The 20,550-nt window shown below is 63.2% G+C and carries 16 protein-coding genes; 5 read left to right on the top strand and 11 right to left on the bottom strand.

Annotated features, from left to right (window positions below; translation table 11 throughout):
• Positions 1-2: 2 nt before the first annotated feature.
• Together AC1DX4_RS09290 and AC1DX4_RS09285 are read right to left on the bottom strand one after the other, a co-directional pair.
• The gene (locus AC1DX4_RS09290) at positions 3-158 is read right to left on the bottom strand and encodes a hypothetical protein (RefSeq protein WP_477220037.1); all 156 of its coding nucleotides are present in this window, start codon (positions 156-158) and stop codon (positions 3-5) included.
• 167 nt (positions 159-325) lie between these two features.
• Positions 326-1,303, bottom strand: a complete 978-nt coding sequence (locus AC1DX4_RS09285) for an alpha/beta fold hydrolase (protein ID WP_477220036.1) — start codon at positions 1,301-1,303, stop codon at positions 326-328.
• A gap of 480 nt (positions 1,304-1,783) precedes the next feature.
• Here AC1DX4_RS09285 and AC1DX4_RS09280 point away from each other — a divergent pair, with 480 nt between their 5' ends.
• Positions 1,784-2,251 carry an Hsp20 family protein gene (locus AC1DX4_RS09280; RefSeq protein WP_013893124.1) on the top strand — a complete coding sequence of 156 codons (468 nt, stop codon included), beginning with the start codon at positions 1,784-1,786 and terminating at the stop codon, positions 2,249-2,251.
• Positions 2,252-2,314: 63 nt separating this feature from the next.
• On the opposite strand, the gene AC1DX4_RS09275 is transcribed toward AC1DX4_RS09280, so the two are convergent.
• The 3 genes from AC1DX4_RS09275 to AC1DX4_RS09265 all read right to left on the bottom strand — a co-directional run bounded on the left by AC1DX4_RS09275 (position 2,315) and on the right by AC1DX4_RS09265 (position 4,753).
• Positions 2,315-3,205 (bottom strand): MBL fold metallo-hydrolase, encoded by an 891-nt coding sequence (locus AC1DX4_RS09275; RefSeq protein WP_477220035.1) that lies wholly within the window; start codon positions 3,203-3,205, stop codon positions 2,315-2,317.
• 23 nt (positions 3,206-3,228) lie between these two features.
• Positions 3,229-4,278 (bottom strand): threonine aldolase family protein, encoded by a 1,050-nt coding sequence (locus AC1DX4_RS09270; protein WP_477220034.1) that lies wholly within the window; start codon positions 4,276-4,278, stop codon positions 3,229-3,231.
• A gap of 244 nt (positions 4,279-4,522) precedes the next feature.
• Positions 4,523-4,753: a hypothetical protein gene (locus AC1DX4_RS09265; RefSeq protein ID WP_477220033.1), complete on the bottom strand. Its 231-nt coding sequence runs from the start codon at positions 4,751-4,753 to the stop codon at positions 4,523-4,525.
• On the opposite strand from AC1DX4_RS09265, the gene gltB reads away from it, so the two are divergent.
• Together gltB and AC1DX4_RS09255 are read left to right on the top strand one after the other, a co-directional pair.
• Positions 4,743-9,488: a glutamate synthase large subunit gene (gene gltB / locus AC1DX4_RS09260; RefSeq protein WP_477220032.1), complete on the top strand. Its 4,746-nt coding sequence runs from the start codon at positions 4,743-4,745 to the stop codon at positions 9,486-9,488. The two genes, AC1DX4_RS09265 and gltB, sit on opposite strands and share 11 nt — an antisense overlap.
• 143 nt (positions 9,489-9,631) lie before the next feature.
• Positions 9,632-11,086, top strand: coding sequence for a glutamate synthase subunit beta (locus tag AC1DX4_RS09255; protein WP_477220031.1), 1,455 nt, complete (start codon positions 9,632-9,634; stop codon positions 11,084-11,086).
• 30 nt (positions 11,087-11,116) lie between these two features.
• On the opposite strand, the gene AC1DX4_RS09250 is transcribed toward AC1DX4_RS09255, so the two are convergent.
• Both AC1DX4_RS09250 and AC1DX4_RS09245 read right to left on the bottom strand, forming a co-directional pair.
• Positions 11,117-12,346, bottom strand: coding sequence for an SGNH/GDSL hydrolase family protein (locus AC1DX4_RS09250; RefSeq protein ID WP_477220030.1), 1,230 nt, complete (start codon positions 12,344-12,346; stop codon positions 11,117-11,119).
• 27 nt (positions 12,347-12,373) lie between these two features.
• Complete coding sequence (locus AC1DX4_RS09245; RefSeq protein WP_477220029.1) at positions 12,374-13,597, bottom strand: lytic murein transglycosylase; 1,224 nt, start codon at positions 13,595-13,597, stop codon at positions 12,374-12,376.
• A 212-nt stretch (positions 13,598-13,809) separates the two neighbouring features.
• On the opposite strand from AC1DX4_RS09245, the gene galU reads away from it, so the two are divergent.
• Positions 13,810-14,715 (top strand): UTP--glucose-1-phosphate uridylyltransferase GalU, encoded by a 906-nt coding sequence (galU, locus tag AC1DX4_RS09240; RefSeq protein ID WP_477220028.1) that lies wholly within the window; start codon positions 13,810-13,812, stop codon positions 14,713-14,715.
• Between the two features lie 22 nt (positions 14,716-14,737).
• Here the strand turns inward: galU and AC1DX4_RS09235 are convergent, their stop codons facing one another.
• A complete protein-coding gene (locus AC1DX4_RS09235; RefSeq protein ID WP_477220027.1) occupies positions 14,738-16,537 on the bottom strand; it encodes an outer membrane beta-barrel protein in 1,800 nt (599 codons plus the stop codon).
• Positions 16,538-16,745: 208 nt separating this feature from the next.
• Here AC1DX4_RS09235 and AC1DX4_RS09230 point away from each other — a divergent pair, with 208 nt between their 5' ends.
• Positions 16,746-17,747 (top strand): KpsF/GutQ family sugar-phosphate isomerase, encoded by a 1,002-nt coding sequence (locus tag AC1DX4_RS09230; RefSeq protein WP_477220026.1) that lies wholly within the window; start codon positions 16,746-16,748, stop codon positions 17,745-17,747.
• Here AC1DX4_RS09230 and AC1DX4_RS09225 read toward each other — a convergent pair.
• The 3 genes from AC1DX4_RS09225 to AC1DX4_RS09215 form a co-directional block, all read right to left on the bottom strand.
• Entirely contained in the window at positions 17,744-18,208 is a 465-nt protein-coding gene (locus tag AC1DX4_RS09225) for an NfeD family protein (RefSeq protein ID WP_477220025.1), read from the bottom strand. The genes AC1DX4_RS09230 and AC1DX4_RS09225 overlap by 4 nt on opposite strands.
• A gap of 23 nt (positions 18,209-18,231) precedes the next feature.
• A complete protein-coding gene (locus AC1DX4_RS09220) occupies positions 18,232-19,182 on the bottom strand; it encodes an SPFH domain-containing protein (RefSeq protein ID WP_477220024.1) in 951 nt (316 codons plus the stop codon).
• Between the two features lie 121 nt (positions 19,183-19,303).
• Entirely contained in the window at positions 19,304-20,515 is a 1,212-nt protein-coding gene (locus tag AC1DX4_RS09215) for an NAD(P)/FAD-dependent oxidoreductase (RefSeq protein WP_477220023.1), read from the bottom strand.
• Positions 20,516-20,550: the final 35 nt, after the last annotated feature.

Raw genomic sequence — 20,550 nt, 5'->3', positions numbered from 1 at the left:
GCTCAATCCTTCCCGGTGCCGGCCGCCGAGACGCCGGCCTCGTTCAGCGCCTGGGCGCATTCCTCGCAGCAGACCTCGACGGTCTTGCCGCCGACCTTGACGCGGATCGGGTTGGCATCGAGTTGGCAATCGCAGGCGGCGCAGGTTTTCTCGGTCATGATCTCATCTCCATAGCGTTCAATTCGACGCATGCAGATGAGCATTCCGGGGTGGGCGCGGGCTGTCAGAATCTTTAGCAGTTTGCGTGCCACGGGGCACTGCCACCCGATCATCCTGACAACGGTGTGTCAGCTATGCCGGCTCGGTGAAAGAGCCGTGCTACCGGTCAGGCCGTCGGGTCGTCGGAGCCGGGAATGAAGGCGTCGAAGGCGGCGAGGAATTGTTCGCGGTAGAGGTCGACTTCCTGCAGGATTTCGTGCTTGGCGCCGTCGATCATCAACAGCGAGCCGAGCCTCAGACTTCTGGCGTAGGCCTCGACCGCCTTGGTCGAGACGACCTGGTCGGCGCCGGCGGCGATGATCAGCAGAGGCACCTGAATCCGGGCCATGAAATCGGGGTCGCTGACGGCCTCCGACGCCTTCGCCGCTGCCTGCAGCCAGCGGATCGTCGGCCCGCCAAGCGCCAGTTGTGGATACTCTTCATAGATGCGGGTGTTGCGGCGGTAGCGCTGCGGATCCGAGGTCACCTTATTGGCCTCGAAAGGTAGCGTCTGTCTCGGCCGTGGCCCCCATGCGGAATAGAGTCGGCCAAGGCCCAAAAAACAGAAAAGCGAACAGACGCGGCGGACGGTGCTGATTGAGACCGGCAGGTCGGGCAGCGTCAGGAAGGGCGCGATCAACACCATGCGCCGCACGCGGTTGACCATGGACGGTGCGGCAAGCAGCGTGATCACAGCTCCGGCGGAATGGGCGAGGATGTAGTACGGTCCGCGGCAATCGGGCAGCACGATCTCCTCGAAGAACTGCTCCAGATCGGCGGTGTAGTCGCGAAAGGACCTGACATAGCCGCGCTGGCGATCGCGGATCAGCCGGTCGGAATCGCCCTGGCCGCGCCAGTCGAGCGTTGCGACGCCGAAACCCCGGGCGGCAAGGTCGCGGATGGTTTCGAAATATTTCTCGATACACTCGTTGCGGCCGGACAGCAGCACCACGGTGCCCCGCATCGGACGCGTCACCGCCCCGAACAGGCCATAGCGGATATTCTTGCGATCACGCGTGACGAAGAAGCCGCCGGTGGCGTTTTCCGGTCGCGGATTGCCCTCGGTTTCGTGGAAAAGCGGCGTGTCGTGAAAAAGGTCCGTCATTCGGCGCTTTGTGCTCGGCGTCTTCACGTGCCTGCCTGTCGCGGCTGGCCCCGCCCAAGGTGATAGACGCCAATGCATCAAAAGCAAAGCAAATCCGGCTTATGCCGGGCCTGCAATTGGGAAGGCCGGAAGCCGCTCGAAGGCGTACTTCCGGCCCCTGTCGATCCGGGAGGAAGGGACGTTAACACCCGGTCGGCCTCGTCGCGGCACCTCTGTAAACTCTGGTGCCGCCTGTCCTTGATCTTGAGGATACTTTAGCGGGGGCTGTCTGAACGGGCGCCGAAGCGCCGGTTCATCTGCCGTTCATGAAGGGCAGGCCGTTTCAGTTTTTGCCGCCAGGCGAAGCTTGAAATGCATTCCGGCGCTCCCCAGATGTGGGTTGCGGTCGCCAATGTCGGGGCCGCTGGTCCTCCCGAAACGCCGCTTACGGGTTTCGCACCGGCCATACGCAAACCATGTTGCTCAACAGGAGAACACCTCATGCGTCACGTTGATTTTTCCCCGCTCTACCGCTCGACCGTCGGCTTTGACCGTCTCTTCACCATGCTGGATTCGCTTGCGCAGCCCGATGGCGCGCAGACCTATCCGCCCTACAACATCGAGCGCACCGGCGAGGATTCCTACCGGATTTCGATGGCGGTCGCCGGCTTCTCGGACGAGGAGATCTCGATCGAAGCCCATCGCAACGTGCTGACCGTGAAGGGCGAGCGCAAGGACGAGGGCACCGGCGAAGGCTCCGAGCTGCTTTATCGCGGCATTGCCTCCAGGGCCTTCGAGCGCCGCTTCCAGCTTGCCGACCACGTTGAAGTCGTCGGCGCTGCGCTGAAGAACGGCCTGCTCTTCGTCGACCTCAAGCGCAACATCCCCGAGGAATTGAAGCCGCGCAAGATCGCGATCACTTCGGCTCCGGCCAAGGCCAAGCAGATCGAGGCCAAGACGGCCGCGTAACGTAGCCCAGGAATAGAAGCGTCTCCTCCCGAGACGAAAGCGGCGCCGAGAGGCGCCGCTTTTTTATTGGTCTCTGGCGATAACGGCTTCGACGTTTTGCCGGTGAACGGCCTCGTATGGCGCGAAATACTCCACCGCACCGGTGGCGAACATGTCGGCGCCGAACGTTCTCAGATCCTGCCTTGCCAGATCGGGCTGGTGCCTACAGGCAAGCAGCTTGCCGACATAGGCCTGCGTCGCTGCAATGAAGCTTGTGTCATAGCCACCCGCCTCGATTGCTTCCAGGGAGCCGTGATTGGGGAGTATCCGGTTTATTTTCCAGCCGGCCATGCGTTCGAGATCGATCAAATGTTCGGCCAGCCGCTCCGGTTCGGCGACATAGGTGATCGGATCCTCGAGCGTGTCGCCCGCCAGCAGCAGGCCGGTGCCGGGCATGAGCAGCACGCTGCCGTCATGGCTGTGGATTTCGACCTGGTGAAGCTCGACCGCGATCGATCCAACCATCAGGCTGAGGCTGCCGGCGTAAGTCCTGTTCGGCAGGACGAGCGGCATGATCGGCGGACTGCCACCTTCTATTTCAGCGCGGTTGCTCGCCAGGGCCGCGGCCGTCAGGTCGTTGGCGATGATCTCGCAATCCTGGAACACCTCGTTGCCTGCAATATGGTCGTCATGCCAGTGGCTGAGCACAACCCGGATCGAGGTTACCCCCATGGCTTCAAGCGTTTGCCTGATGAAACGGGCATGGGGCAGTGAAATGTGTGTGTCATAGACAAGCGCCTGCGACCCATCGACGATAGCGTAGGTGCATATGCCCAGCGCATAGGCGCCATCGTCGAGCCAGTTTGGTGCGTCCGACCAGGCGCGAGCGCCGTCGATGCGGCCATCGTAGAAGCCAAGGACGTTTGGTGCTGGACGGACCAGCCGCATTGTCGAGCCAAGAGGCGGCTTGGTCATTTGCTTGCTCACGATCTCGGGGCTCAGGCGATCAACTGGCCAAAGCGGTCGACGTCCTCTGACGTCGTGGCAAAGCTGGTGACGAAGCGGTAGAGCAACTCGTCCTCGCCGATATGGCCGTCAAAGCCATGCGGTTTGTGCCAGTCGTAGAAGGCAGCACCCGCCGCCTGCAGCCTGTCGGCCTCGGTCTTCTTGATCACAGCGAACACCTCGTTGGCTTGCGGCAGCCAGGCCAGCTTGGCGTGGGCCGAATCCTCGATTGCCGCGGCGAGGCGCGCGGCCATGGCGTTGGCGTGGCGGGCGGTGTCGAGCCATTGGCCGTCCTTGAAATAGGCTTCGAACTGCGCGGCGACGAAACGCGACTTCGAAAACAGCTGCGCGGCACGCTTGCGCAGGAAGGCCAATTCCTTGGCGCGGTCGAGGTCGAACAGCACGATCGCCTCGGCGCACCAGCAGCCATTCTTGGTGCCGCCGAAGGACAGGATGTCGACACCGCGTTTCCAGGTCATTTCGGCCGGCGTCGTGTCGAGCGCAACCAGCGCATTGGCAAAGCGGGCGCCGTCCATGTGCAGCGGCACGGAATGTTGTTTGGCGATGGCCGAAATCGTCTCGATCTCATTCAGGCCGTAGATGGTGCCAACCTCGGTCGACTGGGTGATCGAAACCGCCATAGGCCGTCCCCAGTGGACGATTTCCGGAGCGAAGCGGCCGATGGTCCGCTCCAGATTGTGCGGGTCGATCTTGCCCAGTGCGCCGTCAATGGCATGCAAACGCGAGCCGCCGGAAAAATACTCCGGCGCGCCGCACTCGTCCTCGACGATGTGCGATTCGCGATGACAGAACGAAATGCCGCCGGGCTTGTTGAAGGTGGTCAACGACAGCGAATTGGCGGCGGTGCCGGTCGCCACGAAGAACACCGCGACCTCGCGTTCGAAAATCTCGCTGAACTTGGTGTAGACCGCCTGGTCGAATGCGCTGTCGCCATAGGCGGTGGCAAAGCCGCCGGCCGCGGCCGACAGGCCGGCAACGATATTGGGATGGGCGCCTGCCCAATTGTCGGAAGCGAAGAACATGCGTCTGCCTGTGTTTGGGGGAAATCGGTGCGGAGTTGACTGGTTTCAGAGGCCAACCGCAAGGGCCAGATGCCGGAAAACCGTTAAAGCCAGCCAAGCCGAACGGGTCGGGATCGACGACGGAAGCTTACGTTTTTCCTCAACTTCACGACATTTTATGTCGCGGGAGCCCCAAGTTTTTTGTGAATCGGTCTTGTGTGCGTCGGGGAATTCTGCCATAAAAATTTAGGACAGTAGTGCTGTCTTATTTTGTCGCACAAAACAGGCTGGATTGGCGTAACATATTGGCCTCTCCGGCTGTTGCTGCGAGCGACAGGTGGACGGCCAGACGCTGGCCTGTACGATACCAGATGCGAACCGTGCGGAAAGCCGCCTGAGGATCAGGGTGAGCCAAGCGCTTGCCGAGGCAAATCAGCGACCGAAGAATGGCCAGCGCCTGAAGGGCTGGGATGGAGGACAGGACAATGACGGACATGACGCTCTCTGCGACGAACGGCCAGGCCGCGCAGACGAAAGCGGCTGCCGTCAAAAATACGTCGCGAACCGCCATTGGCCGAACCGACATTGGCCAAACCGGTTTTGCCCCTCGGGGCCTCTACGATCCGCGCAACGAGCATGACGCCTGCGGCGTCGGCTTCATCGTCAACATGAAGGGCGTGAAGTCGCATCAGATCGTCAAGGACGGCCTTGCCGTGCTTGAAAACCTGACGCATCGCGGCGCCGTCGGCGCCGACCCGCTGGTCGGCGATGGCGCCGGCGTGCTGGTGCAGCTTCCCGACCAGTTCTTCCGCGAGGAAATGGCGGCGCAAGGCATCGAACTGCCAGCGGCGGGCCAGTACGGCGTCGGACACTGGTTCATGCCGCAGGACGCCGCGCTGCGCGCCCATATCGAGGACATCATCGCCGAATCGGCGCAGTCCGAAGGGCTGCCGCTGCTCGGATTCCGCGACGTGCCCGTCGACAATTCGTCGCTGTCGAAGGCGCCTGATATCGTTGCGTCAGAGCCATTCCATCGCCAGATCTTCGTCGGCCGCACACCAGACATTACCGACGACGAAGAGTACGAGGCCCGGCTCTATCTGCTGCGCAAGGTCATATCCGGCCGCATCTATGCCGAGAACGACAACAAGGACATCGGCGCCTATTGCGTGTCGCTGTCGGCGCGCACCATCGTCTACAAGGGCATGTTCCTGGCCTACCAGGTTGGGGCCTACTACAAGGATCTCAAGGACCAGCGCTTCGAGACCGCGCTGATCCTCGTCCACCAGCGCTTTTCGACCAACACCTTCCCATCATGGAAGCTGGCGCATCCCTACCGCATGGTCGCGCACAATGGCGAGATCAACACCGTGCGCGGCAACAACAACTGGATGGCGGCGCGCCAGGCCTCGGTCGATTCCGAACTGTTCGGCAACAACATCTCGAAGCTCTGGCCGATCTCCTATGACGGCCAGTCGGACACGGCCTGCTTCGACAATGCGCTCGAGTTCCTGTTCCAGGGTGGCTACAGCCTCAGCCACGCCATGATGATGCTGATCCCGGAAGCCTGGGCCGGCAACAAGCTCATGGATGCCGATCGCAAGGCTTTCTACGAATACCATGCAGCCCTGATGGAGCCATGGGATGGGCCAGCGGCGGTCGCCTTCACCGATGGCCGCCAGATCGGCGCCACGCTCGACCGCAACGGACTGCGCCCGGCACGCTACATCGTCACCGACGATGACCGCGTCATCATGGCCTCGGAAGCCGGCGTGCTGCCGGTGCCGGAGGAGAGGATCGTCAAGAAGTGGCGGCTGCAGCCCGGCCGCATGCTTCTGATTGATCTTGCCAAGGGCCGCATCGTGCCCGACGAGGAGATCAAGTCGGAGATCGCGACCAAGCATCCCTACAAGACCTGGCTCGCCAACACGCAGCTCATTCTCGAAGATCTGAAGCCGGTCGAGCCGCGCGCGCTGCGCAAGGATGTCAGCCTGCTCGATCGCCAGCAGGCGTTCGGCTACACCCAGGAAGACACCAAGCTGTTGATGTCGCCGATGGCGACCACCGGCCAGGAAGCCGTTGGCTCGATGGGCACCGATACGCCGATCTCGGCGATGTCGGACAAGTCGAAGCTGCTCTACACTTATTTCAAGCAGAACTTCGCCCAGGTCACCAACCCGCCGATCGATCCGATCCGCGAGGAGCTGGTGATGAGCCTGGTGTCCTTCATCGGGCCGCGGCCGAACATTTTCGATCTGGTCGGCAATTCGCGCCGCAAGCGGCTCGAAGTGCGCCAGCCGATCCTGACCAATGGCGATCTCGAAAAGATCCGCTCCATCGGCCACACCGAAGACCGTTTCGACACCAAGACGATCGACATCACCTATGGCTCGAGCGAGGGCGCAGCCGGCATGCAGGGCGCCATCGACCGGCTGTGCGAGCGGGCGGAAGCGGCGGTCGCCGGCGGCTACAACATCATCATCCTGTCCGACCGCCAGCTCGGCGCGGACCGCATCGCCATTCCGGCGCTGCTCGCGACTGCAGCAGTCCACCATCATTTAATCCGCAAGGGGCTGCGCACCTCGGTCGGCCTTGTCGTCGAATCCGGCGAGCCGCGCGAAGTGCACCATTTCTGCTGCCTCGCCGGCTATGGCGCCGAAGCGATCAATCCTTATCTCGCCTTCGACACGCTGCTCGACATGCACAAGCGCGGCGAGTTGCCGGAGGAGGTCGACGCCTACGAAGTGGTGTCGCGTTACATCAAGTCGATCGGCAAGGGCATCCTCAAGGTGATGTCGAAGATGGGCATCTCGACCTACCAGTCCTATTGCGGCGCGCAGATCTTCGACGCCATCGGGCTGAAGACCGATTTCGTGCAGCAGTATTTCACCGGCACCGCGACGCTGATCGAAGGCGTTGGGCTGGAAGAAGTCGCCGGCGAGACGGTCAGCCGTCACACCGAGGGCTTCGGCAATGACCCGGTGTTGCGCAACAGCCTCGAAGTCGGTGGCGAATATCTGTTCCGCATGCGCGGCGAGGCGCATATGTGGTCGCCCGACGCGGTCGCCACCTTGCAGCATGCCGTGCGCCAGGGCTCGTGGGAGACGTTCAAGGAGTATTCCGCGCAGATCGACAGCGAGACCGCGCGTGCCCAGGCCATCCGTGGCCTGTTCAAGATCAAGCTGGCCGACGAGACCGGGCGCAAGAAGGTCGCGCTCGACGACGTCATGTCGGCGGCCGACATCGTCAAGCGCTTCTCAACCGGGGCGATGTCGTTCGGCTCGATCTCGCGTGAGGCGCACACGACGCTGGCACGCGCCATGAACGCCATTGGCGGCAAGTCGAACACCGGCGAGGGTGGCGAAGAGGCTGACCGCTACCTGCCGCTGCCCGGCGGCGGCAAGAACCCGGAACGCTCGGCGATCAAGCAGGTCGCCTCGGGTCGGTTCGGCGTGACGGCAGAATACCTCGTCAATTCCGATGTCATGCAGATCAAGGTGGCGCAGGGCGCCAAGCCTGGCGAAGGCGGTCAGTTGCCCGGTCACAAGGTCGACGCCACCATCGCCAAGGTCCGGCACTCGACGCCGGGCGTTGGCCTGATCTCGCCGCCGCCGCATCACGACATCTATTCGATCGAGGATCTGGCGCAGCTGATCTACGATCTGAAGAACGTCAATCCGGCGGCCGACGTCTCGGTCAAGCTGGTGTCGGAAGTCGGGGTCGGCACGGTTGCGGCCGGTGTCGCCAAGGCGCGCGCCGACCACATCACCATCTCGGGCTACGATGGCGGCACCGGTGCGTCGCCGCTGACCTCGCTCAAGCATGCCGGCAGCCCCTGGGAAATGGGCCTTGCCGAAACGCACCAGACCTTGGTGCTGAACGGCTTGCGTTCACGCGTTGCGTTGCAGGTCGATGGCGGCCTGCGCACCGGCCGCGACGTCATCATCGGTGCGCTGCTTGGTGCCGACGAGTTCGGCTTCTCGACCGCGCCGCTGATCGCGGCCGGCTGCATCATGATGCGCAAGTGCCATCTCAACACTTGCCCTGTCGGCGTCGCCACCCAGGACCCGGTGTTGCGGAAGCGCTTCAAGGGGACGCCCGAGCACGTCATCAACTTCTTCTTCTACGTCGCGGAAGAGGTGAGGGCGCTGCTCGCCGAGATGGGCTTCACGCATATCGACCAGATCATCGGCGATACCGACCTTCTGGAAAAGCGCGACCTGATCGTGCACTGGAAGGCGCGCGGGCTCGACTTCTCGAGGATGTTCTACAAGCCCGATGCGCCGCACGAAGCGGTGCACTGGACCGAACGGCAGAAGCACCCGATCGACGATGTGCTCGACCGCAAGCTGATCGAACTGGCCAAGCCAGCGCTTGAGAGCAAGCAGCCGGTCAAGATCGCGGTCGACATTCGCAATGTCGACCGTTCGACCGGCGCCATGCTGTCGGGCGAAGTCGCCAAGCGCTTCAAGCACAAGGGCCTGCGCGAGGACACCATCCAGGTGAAGCTCACCGGCACCGCCGGCCAGTCCTTCGGCGCCTTCCTGGCGCGTGGCATCTCGTTTGAGCTCGTCGGCGCCGCTAACGACTATGTCGGCAAGGGCCTGTCGGGCGGACGCATCATCATCCGGCCGCCGGAAGAGGCAAAGATCGTTGCGGCCGAGTCCATCATCGTCGGCAACACGGTGCTCTATGGCGCGACCGAGGGCGAGGCCTATTTCGCCGGTGTCGCCGGTGAGCGTTTCGCGGTGCGCAATTCAGGCGTCGCCGCCGTCGTCGAAGGCGTCGGCGACCATGGCTGCGAATACATGACCGGCGGCATCGTCGTCGTCATCGGCAAGACCGGCCGCAACTTCGCCGCCGGTATGTCGGGCGGCGTCGCCTATGTGCTGGACGAGGCGGGCGATTTCGCCGAACGCTGCAACATGGCGATGGTCGAGCTGGAGCCGGTGCCGGAAGAAGACGATCTGATGGAAAGGCTGCTGCACCATGGCGGCGATCTCGACCACAAGGGCCGCGTCGACGTCTCGGGCGACATGACCAGCCATGACGAGGAACGGCTCTACCAGCTGATCTCGAACCACGTTCATTTCACGGGTTCGGTGCGCGGCCGCGAGATCCTCGACGACTGGACGACGTTCCGGCCGAAATTCCGCAAGATCATGCCGGTCGAATACCGCCGTGCGCTGATCGAGATGGAACGCATGCGCATGGGCGTCGCGGCCGAATAGGCTTATGAGAATTGCCGGGGAGCCCAGGCTTCCCGGCCCATCTTCATCGTCAATTTGACCTCGGGCGCAAGCTTGCCATGGCTGCCTCAAGAGGTTAACGGGTGCGGCGAAACCCGCACCATCTGGACAGCAGGAACTGGACCATGGGCAAGGTAACAGGCTTTCTCGAAATCGACCGGCAGGTGCACAAGTACCAGCCGGCCTCCGATCGTATCCGGCACTTCCGCGAGTTCACGCTGCCGATGTCGGACAAGGAGGTCGAGAAACAGGCCGCGCGCTGCATGGATTGCGGCATCCCGTTCTGTCACGGGCCGACAGGCTGTCCGATCCACAACCAGATCCCCGACTGGAACGACCTCGTCTACAACAGGGACTGGGACAACGCGATCCGCAACCTGCATTCGACCAACAATTTCCCGGAGTTCACCGGCCGCATCTGCCCCGCACCTTGCGAGGAAGCCTGCACGCTGAACCTCGAGGACATCCCGGTTGCCATCAAGACGGTCGAGCAGGCGATCGCCGACAAGGCCTATGAGACTGGCCATATCAGGCCCTATCCGCCGGAGAAGAAGACCGGGAAGCGGGTCGCCATCATCGGTTCCGGCCCGGCCGGCATGGCGGCGGCCCAGCAACTCGGCCGCGCCGGTCATGATGTCCATGTCTATGAGCGCGAAAGCCGCCCGGGCGGGCTGATGCGTTACGGCATTCCGGACTTCAAGATCGAGAAGCACTATATCGACCGGCGTATCGAGCAGATGCAGGGCGAGGGCGTGACCTTCCATTGCGGCGTCAATGTCGGCGTCGACAAGCCTGTCGCCGAGTTGCTCGCCGAACATGACGCCGTGCTCTATTGCGGCGGTTCCGAAGCGCCGCGCGCGGCCGGAATTCCGGGCGACGACCTCGGCGGCGTGCATGATGCGATGCCCTATCTGGTGCAGCAGAACCGCCGCGTTGGCGGCGAGCCGATCCAGTCGGTGGCATGGCCGTCGCATCCGATCATCGCCGGCGGGCAGCATGTCGTCGTCGTCGGCGGCGGCGATACCGCGTCCGACTGCGTCGGCACCGCCTTCCGTCAGGGCGCGGTGCGCGTCACCCAGCTCGACATCCGCCCGCAGCCGCCGGAGAAGGAAGACAAGCTTTCGGTCTGGCCCTACTGGGCGACCAAGATGCGCACCTCGTCCTCTCAGGCCGAGGGCGCCGAGCGCGAGTTCCAGGTGGCGACGCTCGAATTTATCGGCGAAGAAGGCCAGCTGACCGGCGTCAAATGCTGCGAGGTCGACGACAAGCGCAAGCCGATCCCGGGCACCGAATTCGTCATCCGCGCCGATCTCGCCTTCATCGCCATCGGCTTTGCCGGACCGGCGGCCGCTGGCGTGGCGAAGGAGTTGGAGGGCGAGATGAAGATCACCACCGACAGCCGGCGTTCCCGGAATGTCGAGGCCAATGACCGCGACTACCTGACCAGCGTCGACCGGCTCTATGCGGCGGGCGATGTGCGCCGCGGCCAGTCGCTGGTCGTCTGGGCGATCCGCGAGGGCCGCCAGGCAGCGCGCTCGATCGACGAGGCGCTGATGGGGACGAGCGTCCTGCCACGCTGAGACCGTACGGTCTCGGAGAGCTCCAAGCTATTAAGGGGTGATCGCCGTCGTCGTGTCGGCTGCCGCGGCCGTCGCCGGCGGCTCCGCCTTCGGCGGCCATGCGAAATCGTCGGCGCGACCGGGCGAAGCCTGAGGCGCCTTGCCTTCGATCACCAGTCTTTCGCCGGGAAGAGCCGGATTGGCCTTTGCCGGCGGCGCGGCGCCGAGCAGTTCGGTGCCGCCGTCGAGCGCCGGGTCGCTGAGCAGCATCGGTACGGTACGGTCGATGACGATGGGTGCGGCGGCCGGCGCCGGTGCCTCGACGGGGGCACCCGCGGGTGCTGTCGCCGGAGCCACGCTGCCGGGTGCGGCCAGGCCGAGGATCTTGGCTAGCGGTTTTTCGGTGTAGAAGGCGAGCTTGCGCTTGCCGGCCTTGGAGACGTTGATGCCATCATCGGCGCGCAGCCGCACCGGCTGGCCGTTCATGTCGGGGCCGGTGGTGATGAAAGCACCGTTCTCGTCGACGAAGCCGTCCCAGACATCGACGAATTCGCCGCCATGGTTTTCGGCGGCCTGGTGGTAGATATCGTTGAAGGCCAGCATGTCGGAGGTCATCTTCGGCACGCGGAAGGCCGGCATGCCGACCCACAGGAAAGGTACCTTTGCGTCGGCAATGGCCTTGCCGAGTTCGTCGGTGCGGCGTTCATATTCCTTGGTCCAGTTCTCCGACCGGGGTTGCTCGCGCAGATCCCCCACCTTCATCTGCTGGCGGTCGTTGGAGCCCAGCATGACGACCACCGCGGCCGGTTTCTCGGTCTCGATCAACGATTTGATCTGTTCGGGCCAGTTGTAGAAATCATCACGCACGAAGCCGGATGAACCATTGGAGCGAACGATGATCCGGACGGCCGGATTGTCGGCAAAGGCGGTGTCCAGGCCTTCGGCGAGGCCGGACGCCATGAAGTCGCCGACCACCAGCACAGTCCGAGCGTCCGGCGCCTTCTCAACTATCGGCACTTGTGGTTCGACGGGTGCACGTGGGACCCGGGGTTTGCGTGGCTTCGGCTTTGCCTTCTGGATGTCGAGCGGTGGCTCGACGCGCTCGCTGCGACGCGGAAACAGAAGGTCGCGCAACGACCATCCACGATTTTGCTGCGGCTGCTCCTGCGCCATGGCCGGCGCATGGAAGGCTCCGGCGACGGCAACGGCGAGCACGACGATGGCCAGGATCAGCACCGGCATGCGACGAACGAACGTCCCAATGCGCTTAGCCCAGACCAAACATTCCTCCCTAGTCGGTAACAGGCCCTATTTTTGTCTGAGCCATTTGAGCACTTCCATGCTCGGATAGCCGTCCTGGGTCAAGCCGACCTTTGCCTGATAGGTCATGATGGCTGTTTTCGTGCCGTCACCGATCTTGCCGTCGAACTTGCCGTCATAGAGCCCGTGCTGCGACAGCCGCTTCTGCAACTCCTGCCTTTCCTCGAAGGAGAGCTTGGTGAAGGGCCGCTGCCAGTCCTGCACGAGCCCACTGGAGCCGGCGATCTCGTCGGCAAGAAGGCCGACCGCCAGGGCATATTTGTCGGCATTGTTGTAGGCCTTGATGACGGAAAAATTCCTGATCATCAGGAAGGCCGGCCCGCCACGGCCATCCGGCACTTTCAGCGTTGCCTTGTCGGTGGGATACTTGAACGGCTTGCCGTTGGCCCTGGCGACGCCGAGCGCCTGCCATTGCGCCAGCGTCTTCGATCCGGCGGGCAGTTTTCCGGCCGGTATCGTGACCTCGTAGCCCCAGGTCTTGCCGGCCTGCCAGCCATTCTTCTTCAACAGATTGGCTGATGTCGCCAGCGCATCGGGGATGGAATTCCAAATGTCGCGCTTGCCGTTGCCGTCCATGTCGACGGCATAGTGCTGGTAGCTGGTGGGAATGAACTGGGTCTGGCCCATGGCGCCGGCCCAGGAGCCCATCAAATGGCTTTCGTCGATGTCGCCGGTCTGCAGGATCTTGAGCGCCGCGACCAGCTGGGTGCGGGCATATTTCGACCGCTTCGGGTCGCCATAGGCGAGCGTCGCCAGCGAGCGCACGACATTGCGCATGATGTCGTCACGCTTGAGGATCTCGCCATAGTTCGATTCCATCGACCAGATGGCGAGCAGGATGTAGCGATCGACGCCGAACCGCGCCTCGATCCTGTCCAGCCAAGGCTTCCATTTCTTGGCCATCTGCTGGCCGACGGCGACGGACTGGTCGTGGACGCGATTGTCGAAATAATCCCAGGCGGGTGCCGTGAATTCAGGCTGGGTGCGTGCCTTTTCCAGCACGACCGGATCGGGCTCCTTGATGTCCCGGAAAGCCTGGTCGTAAACGGCGCCCGAAACGCCACCCGCCACCGCGGTGGCGCGGAAGCCGGCGACCCATTGCCGGAAACCGGCGTCGGCGAAGGCTGGTCCGGCAGGCATCAGCAGAGCGAGCGAGAGGCTGGCGGCCGTCATGACGCTGGTGAAACGTTTTGCGGCATTGCGAACGGACATCTTTTCCTCCTTCTCTGTCTCAGGAAAGACCATTCATCGCCGAACCGGGTTAGGAATTAGTTTACCATAGGTGTCGCCTGGAACGAAAAGACACCCTCGATGCTTTAACCGGTGGAAGTTTCCCTCACCCGTTCCAGTAATCTTCAATTCCGGCGTGAAAATGTCGCGATACAGGGATTGCGGAGCCGGGCAGCAAACGGATAATTGAAAGCATGAAGAGAGTTCGCAAGGCAGTTTTCCCGGTCGCCGGTCTCGGCACGCGGTTCCTCCCGGCCACCAAGGCTGTTCCCAAGGAGATGCTGACCGTCGTCGACCGGCCGGTCATCCAGTATGTTGTCGATGAGGCGCGCGAAGCCGGTATCGAGCATTTCATCTTCGTGACGGGCCGCAACAAGGCGGTCATCGAAGACCATTTCGATATCCAGTTCGAGCTCTACGACACGCTGGCCCAGCGTGGCAAGGACGAGCAGCTTGCCCGCCTGCAGCGGCTGCAGCCGGCGCCGGGGCAGACCAGCTTCACCCGCCAGCAGGTGCCGATGGGCCTTGGCCATGCCGTCTGGTGCGCGCGCGAACTGGTCGGCGACGAGCCGTTCGCGCTTCTGCTGCCCGATATGATCATGCAGTCGGAAAAGAGCTGCATGAAGTCGATGGTCGAGCTCTACGAGGAAACCGGCAACAACATCATCGCCGTGCAGGAATGCGACCCGGCAGAGGCCCACAAATATGGCATCGTCGGCCGCGGCGAGGATACGCATCACGGCTTCCGCATCACCGAGATGGTGGAGAAGCCGAAGACCGGCACGGCACCCTCCAACCTCTACATCAACGGCCGCTACATCCTGCAGCCCGAAATCTTCAAGATCCTCGAAGGCCAGGAAAAGGGCGCCGGCAACGAGATCCAGCTCACCGATGCGATGCTGAAGCTGGAAAAGCAGCAGGCCTTCTACGGTTACCATTATCAGGGCCGCACCTTCGATTGCGGTTCGCCGGAAGGTTTTGTCGAGGCCAATGTCGCCTTCGCGCTGTGGCGCAGCGACATGAACGAGAACATGGCCGGCGTCATCCGCACGCTGCTCGACGAGATGAAGCCGTCGGAGCGCCGCGAGGCGACCTTCTAGGCCCCACGAAGCTCGGGCGTCCTCAGCGCTGCACTTTCAGGCCGAGATAGATGCTGTTGGCGGTGTAGTCGCGGCCGGGCAGGTTGCTGGTCAGCTTCTCGGTCCTCACCCTTGTGGTGAGACCGGCATAGCGATTCAGCCACCAGGTCAGCCCTGTCTCGGCACTCAAGATCTGGTCATGGCCATCGATGCCGACATAGTGGCGCCAGTCGAGGCCGAGCGCCGCATTTGCGGTCAGATTGGCACGGATCTGGCGTTCACCGGTCAGGCGGCCGGAGTAGAGGATATCGCCGCTTTCCCCTGATGTGGTCGTGGTCTCGACGGTGGTCTTGCCGGTCAGGCCGATCGTGGTGCCGCGCTCCGGCGACCATTTGAGGTCGGCGTTGAGGGTGGCGCCCGAAATCGCGTCCAGGTTCTTGTCGTCGATCGCTTCCCTCAGCCACCCGGCCGAGAATTCGCCCGACAGCTTCTCACCCATGTCGAGTTGCAGGCCTGCGCGGGCGCCGAGCCGCGTCGAGGAGCGCTCGAAGCCTTCATTGTCGATGCGCTGATCGTAGGCGCGGCGGCCGATTTCGATTTCGGTGAACGGGGTGAGGGCCGGAGAGATTTCGTAACCGGTGCGCAAGGTCGCTGTGTAGAGCGTGTTGTCCTGATCCTTCTGCGACAGCGACGTGCCGTCCGAAAGCTCGGCGTCGCCATAGAAGTCGTGCGAGACCGCGCCGGTCAGCGTGTACTGCATCTTGCCGACATGCTTTTCGACGCCGAGGCTGCCGTCGATCGTCTGGCGCAGAGGCTGGCTGCTGACGCCGGCAATGGCATCGGGCGACGATGCGGATTCCGGCACGGCTTCGTAGCCGAGCTTGGCGATGGCGCGCAGTTCGTTATCGAGGTCGACATTGAGCTGGCCTTCGATGCGGCCTTGCGCATTGTGAACCGGGTAGCCCAACACGGTTTCGCGGAACAGGCCATAGCCGTCGATGGTGGCGGAGTTTTCACGCCAGTCGGAAACGGCGGAAAAGCGCAGCGCCGTCTCCGACAGCAGTGCCGATGTGCCGGCACTGCTCGAATCGCCATTCGTCGTGGCGGTCAGCCCTTGTTCGATCGACGGCCGGATGATGAAGGAGCCCCATTTGACGCCGGTCGGCGCGAACGGATCCTCTTCGGCTTTCTTGTTCTGGCCTTCGATGGCAGCAGTGCGCTCGGCGCCGGGGTCGAGCTTCTGCCTGTCAGCGCTGTCGACGGTGAGGGCACGGCGGTTGGCCGTCTCCTCATCAGCGTCGGTCGTACCGGCAGCGTCCGTCGTCGAGGCCGTCGTTGAAGCGGTGGTGTCGGTGGCTGCAGCCGTCGTTTTTTTCTTCTTTTTCGACTTGTCGGCCGTCTTGATGCCCGCTTTGGCCTTGTCCTGATCCGTCGCGTTCTGCCTGGCGCTCGATGGGCGGCGGCGAGGCTTGGGCGGCGTTGCATTGTCGGTGGCCGTGTCGTCGGTCGCCTGCGGTGGATCGAAAACGCTGCCGGTGGCGGCATCGGTGCCGGTGTCGTCGGGGACGGCGCCTGCGCTGGCCGGCAAATAGGTGGGCGGCGGCGTATTGTCCTGCGCGGCGTTGGCCGGTGTCTGCTGGCCCTGGGTGGCAAGGGCGAGCTGCCTTGCCTTGCGCTGCTGGTCGGACAGGATCGCCGAGTCGGAAACCTCGCCGCGCAGCTCGGTTTCCTGGGCATGAAGGGCGCTCGGGCGCAGCAAGGCAAGCATGCTGGTCGCCAGCAGCAGGGCGCAGACCGCCTTGCCCTGTCGTCCTCTCGATTTTTCTGGCTGAGCCCCGGACATCGCCACCACTGCTTGCGCGGCGCTATGCGCGCCATACTTACCGAACCGTAAATGGGGATGGTTAACGGAGGGTTGAGGCAGCGATCGTTCATCCGGTTAAAGTGCCGCTGTTTGCGGGATCGAGCGGCGCGTCCGAGGTCTCTGCCCCCAGGGCGCCACAGCCATTTCTGTTGGACAGGCGGGCGGCAAAGCGCTAATCGCATCACCCATGCATGCGAAATCCTTGGATAAGAAGCCCCTGGACAGGCAAGCGTCGATTGATTCGGCACTGAGAACGGTGGCAACCGAGCAGGCCGGGATCGCCGCCTTGGCCGAATCGCTCGAGAACGGGCTGGCCGCGCCTTTCGCGCAGGCCGTCGACATGATCTCGAAGATCGAAGGCCGGCTGATCGTCACCGGCGTCGGCAAAAGCGGCCATATCGGTTCGAAGATCGCGGCGACGCTGGCTTCTACAGGCACACCGGCCTTCTTCGTTCATCCCGTCGAGGCCAACCATGGCGATCTCGGCATGATCGCCAAGGACGATGCCATCATCGCCATGTCGTGGTCGGGCGAAAGCCTCGAACTCAAGGGCATCATTGCCTATTCCAGGCGCTTCTCCATTCCGCTTATCGCCATAACCGCTGGGGAGACATCGGCGCTGGCGCGTGCGGCCGACGTCGTGCTGCTTTTGCCGCGCACCCCGGAGGCCTGCCCGCACGGCCTGGCGCCGACGACATCGACATTACTGCAACTGGTCATCGGCGATGCGCTGGCGATCGCGCTGCTCGAGGCGCGCGGCTTCACGCCGGACCATTTCCGCACCTTCCATCCCGGCGGCCAGCTCGGCGCCAATTTGACACTGGTCTCCGAGATCATGCGGGTGGGCGACCAGATTCCGCTGGCGCTTCTCGGCACCAAGATGCCGGAAGCGGTGATGACGCTGTCACAGAAGAAGGTCGGCTGCGTGCTGATCGTCGACACCAATGGCGAATTGGCCGGAATCATCACCGACGGCGATGTCGCGCGCAACCTGCACCGCCACCTGGCCGACGTCATCGTCGACGAGGTGATGACCCGCACGCCCAAGACGGTCGACCCGCAGACGCTTGCCGGCACGGCGATCGCGCTGCTCAATGAGTACAATATCGGCGCGCTGGTGGTGACCAAGAACAACATGCCGCTAGGCGTGGTTCACTTCCATGACCTGCTGCGCATTGGCGCCGCTTAGACCCGTTCCACCGTCAGTTCCAGGTCCGTATCGGCCGCACTTGTCACGCGAACCTGCGTGCCGGCCGGCAGGTCCGGACCGGAGACGCGCCATAGCGTGTCGCCGAGCTTAATGCGGCCGCGGCCGTTGGCGATCGGTTCGGCAAGCGTCGCCATGCGGCCGACCATCTGCGCGCCGCGCCGGTTGAGCAGCGGCTGGTCGGTCGGATCATTGCGGCTGCCGACCAGCCTCTTGCCGACAAAGGCCGAGACCAGCGACAGCGCCAGGAAGGTGAGGACCTGGACCTGCCAGGTCCAGAAACCGGCATCCCAGAGCAGCAGCGAAGCGGCGCCGATCAGAAGCGCGGCGATGCCGATCCACAGCATGAAGATGCCGGGCGCGATAACTTCCATCACCAGCAGGACGAAGCCGAGAACCATCCAGTTCCACGGGCCGAGTTCGGAAACGATGCGGTCGAGCATGGCGTTCTCCTCTGTTGGAGACATCAATTGTCGGTTGGACGCACGACCGGCGGGCGAGCGGTCTGGCGTTGCGCGCCGGTCGTGCCCTCGCTGCGGAAGACTTCCTTGGCGATCTCGCCAATGCCGCCGAGCGAGCCGATCAGCGATGACGCCTCGAAGGGCATCAGCACGATCTTGCTGTTGGTGGCCGTGCCGATTCTGCCAAGTGCTTCGGTGTATTTCAGCGCAACGAAGTAGTTCAGCGCCTGTACATCGCCCTTGGAAATCGCTTCCGACACCACCTGGGTGGCGCGGGCTTCGGCCTCGGCCGAGCGCTCGCGGGCCTCGGCGTCACGGAAGGCGGCTTCCTTGCGGCCTTCGGCTTCGAGGATCTGCGACTGCTTGAGACCTTCGGCGGCCAGGATCTGCGCGCGCTTGTTACGCTCGGCGGTCATCTGGCGGCCCATCGATTCGATGAGGTTGGCCGGCGGGTTGATGTCCTTGATCTCGACGCGGGTGATCTTGATGCCCCACGGATGCGCCGCCTCGTCGACGACCCGCAGCAGCCGCTCGTTGATGGCATCACGGTTGGACAGGAGTTCGTCGAGGTCCATCGAGCCCATCACGGTACGGATGTTGGTCATCGTCAGGTTGAGGATGGCGTTCTGCAGACCGGAAACCTGGTAGGCGGCTTGCGCTGCGTTGAGGATCTGGAAGAAGGCGATGCCGTCAACGCCGACAATGGCGTTGTCGCGGGTGATGATCTCCTGGCTTGGAACGTCGAGCACCTGCTCCATCATGTTCATCTTGGCGCCGATGCGGTCGACGAACGGGAAGATGAAATTGAGGCCCGGGCTCAGTGTCTTGGTGTAACGGCCAAAACGCTCCACCGTATAATTGTAGCCTTGCGGAATAGTCCTGATGCCTTTGATGAGAAGCACCAGTACCAGAAGCGCAAGTGCACCAATCGCAATATCAAAACCACCGAAACCCATTTGGCTCTCCCTCAGAAGCGGACCGCGAGAGCCGTTCCCGCGCAGCCGACTTCACCAAAGACTTAAGTGTGTTTCAGGCGCGTTACAATCAGGTGATGAAGGATTGTTTGTCGGTTTGCACTCACCGGTTGAAGGCGAACAGCTCTGCATCCGTGTCTGCAAGTCCCTTGATCGAAGCCGAGACAATCTCGGAAGCGATCTGCGAAAAGGTGATGCCATTGCCGCCATAGCCCATCACGGCATGGATGCAGGGATGCCTGGGGATGGCGCCGATATAGGGTAGGCCGGTGGACGTGGTGCCGAAGGAGCCGGTCCAGGCAAATTCGGGCCTTACGTCGAGATGCGGAAACATCAGGTTTAGCTTCTCGGCAATGCGGGCACTTTTGTCGGCAATCAGTTCATCGCGCCGCGTCTCGTCGACAAAATCCTCGTCCTCGCCGCCGCAAATGACCCTGCCGTCGGCCGTCGCGCGCATGTAGAGGTAGGGATCCGACGCCTCCCAGATGAACGCCGCACCCGGCCAGAGTTTTTGGGGCTGCGGGCGCGTCGCGATCGCCCAGGTCGAGATGATCTGGTGGGCGGCTGCCGGTACGATGTCGACCAGTTCGTAGCCGGTGGCCAAAACGACATGTCGCGCCGTAATGGTCGGACCGTCCTTTGTGGTGACAACCACCTCGTCGGCACTGTCCTTGATCGCCGTCGCTTCGACGGGGGCGTAGAAGCGCGCCTTGCGCTCCAGAGCCTCGAGCAGGAGCCCGGCTGTCAGCTTGCGCGGGTCGAGCGCGATGTTGTCGTGGCTGAGGATGGCGCCTTCCCGGTCGATGCCGTATCGCTCGGCCAGCGGCGCCGGCGTGAGATAGGTCGCCCTGATGCCAGCTTGCCGTCGCGCGTCGGCTTCCTCCCGCAGTTCCGACGGACCCAGCACCGTGCCTGCCAGATAGAGTGACTGGGTGCGATTTGGGCCGCAGCTGATGCCAAGTTCCGCGATACGGCCAGCAAGATTGGTCACGGCTAGCCGCGAGCGTCGCCAGGCCTGTTGCGCAGAGGTCTTGCCGATCATCTTCGAGAGCGTCGAAAGCGGCTGGTCGATTTCGAACTGCACCAGTGCTGTGGTCGCTGGCGTCGAGCCCTTCAGCGGCCCGCGCCGGTCGATGCAGATCACCGCATGGCCGTCCGCCGTCAGCGCCTCGGCCATCATGGCGCCGCTGATGCCCATGCCGATGATCAGCACGTCGGTCTTGGCGTCGCGGGTCAGTGCCGACGTCGGCACGGCAGGGGCGCGATAGGCGGACCAGACGGGCCGGCCAGTTCTGAGGTCGAGTTTGCGGGGCATCAAGTTCTCCGGAGGGTGCCGTTCAACGCCCCGAA

It is taken from the genome of Mesorhizobium sp. P3_A8 (assembly GCF_056402995.1).
This window is presented reverse-complemented; position numbering and strand designations above follow the sequence as displayed.

What these genes read in the sequence shown, in the direction of transcription:
- AC1DX4_RS09215 (WP_477220023.1), bottom strand. Translation starts at nt 20,515, where the DNA reads ATGCCCCGCAAACTCGACCTCAGAACTGGCCGGCCCGTCTGGTCCGCC.
- AC1DX4_RS09290 (WP_477220037.1), bottom strand. Translation starts at nt 158, where the DNA reads ATGACCGAGAAAACCTGCGCCGCCTGCGATTGCCAACTCGATGCCAAC.
- AC1DX4_RS09220 (WP_477220024.1), bottom strand. Translation starts at nt 19,182, where the DNA reads ATGGGTTTCGGTGGTTTTGATATTGCGATTGGTGCACTTGCGCTTCTG.
- galU (WP_477220028.1), top strand. Translation starts at nt 13,810, where the DNA reads ATGAAGAGAGTTCGCAAGGCAGTTTTCCCGGTCGCCGGTCTCGGCACG.
- AC1DX4_RS09280 (WP_013893124.1), top strand. Translation starts at nt 1,784, where the DNA reads ATGCGTCACGTTGATTTTTCCCCGCTCTACCGCTCGACCGTCGGCTTT.
- AC1DX4_RS09230 (WP_477220026.1), top strand. Translation starts at nt 16,746, where the DNA reads ATGCATGCGAAATCCTTGGATAAGAAGCCCCTGGACAGGCAAGCGTCG.
- AC1DX4_RS09270 (WP_477220034.1), bottom strand. Translation starts at nt 4,278, where the DNA reads ATGTTCTTCGCTTCCGACAATTGGGCAGGCGCCCATCCCAATATCGTT.
- AC1DX4_RS09235 (WP_477220027.1), bottom strand. Translation starts at nt 16,537, where the DNA reads ATGTCCGGGGCTCAGCCAGAAAAATCGAGAGGACGACAGGGCAAGGCG.
- AC1DX4_RS09255 (WP_477220031.1), top strand. Translation starts at nt 9,632, where the DNA reads ATGGGCAAGGTAACAGGCTTTCTCGAAATCGACCGGCAGGTGCACAAG.
- AC1DX4_RS09245 (WP_477220029.1), bottom strand. Translation starts at nt 13,597, where the DNA reads ATGTCCGTTCGCAATGCCGCAAAACGTTTCACCAGCGTCATGACGGCC.
- AC1DX4_RS09285 (WP_477220036.1), bottom strand. Translation starts at nt 1,303, where the DNA reads ATGACGGACCTTTTTCACGACACGCCGCTTTTCCACGAAACCGAGGGC.
- AC1DX4_RS09225 (WP_477220025.1), bottom strand. Translation starts at nt 18,208, where the DNA reads ATGCTCGACCGCATCGTTTCCGAACTCGGCCCGTGGAACTGGATGGTT.
- gltB (WP_477220032.1), top strand. Translation starts at nt 4,743, where the DNA reads ATGACGGACATGACGCTCTCTGCGACGAACGGCCAGGCCGCGCAGACG.
- AC1DX4_RS09265 (WP_477220033.1), bottom strand. Translation starts at nt 4,753, where the DNA reads ATGTCCGTCATTGTCCTGTCCTCCATCCCAGCCCTTCAGGCGCTGGCC.
- AC1DX4_RS09275 (WP_477220035.1), bottom strand. Translation starts at nt 3,205, where the DNA reads ATGACCAAGCCGCCTCTTGGCTCGACAATGCGGCTGGTCCGTCCAGCA.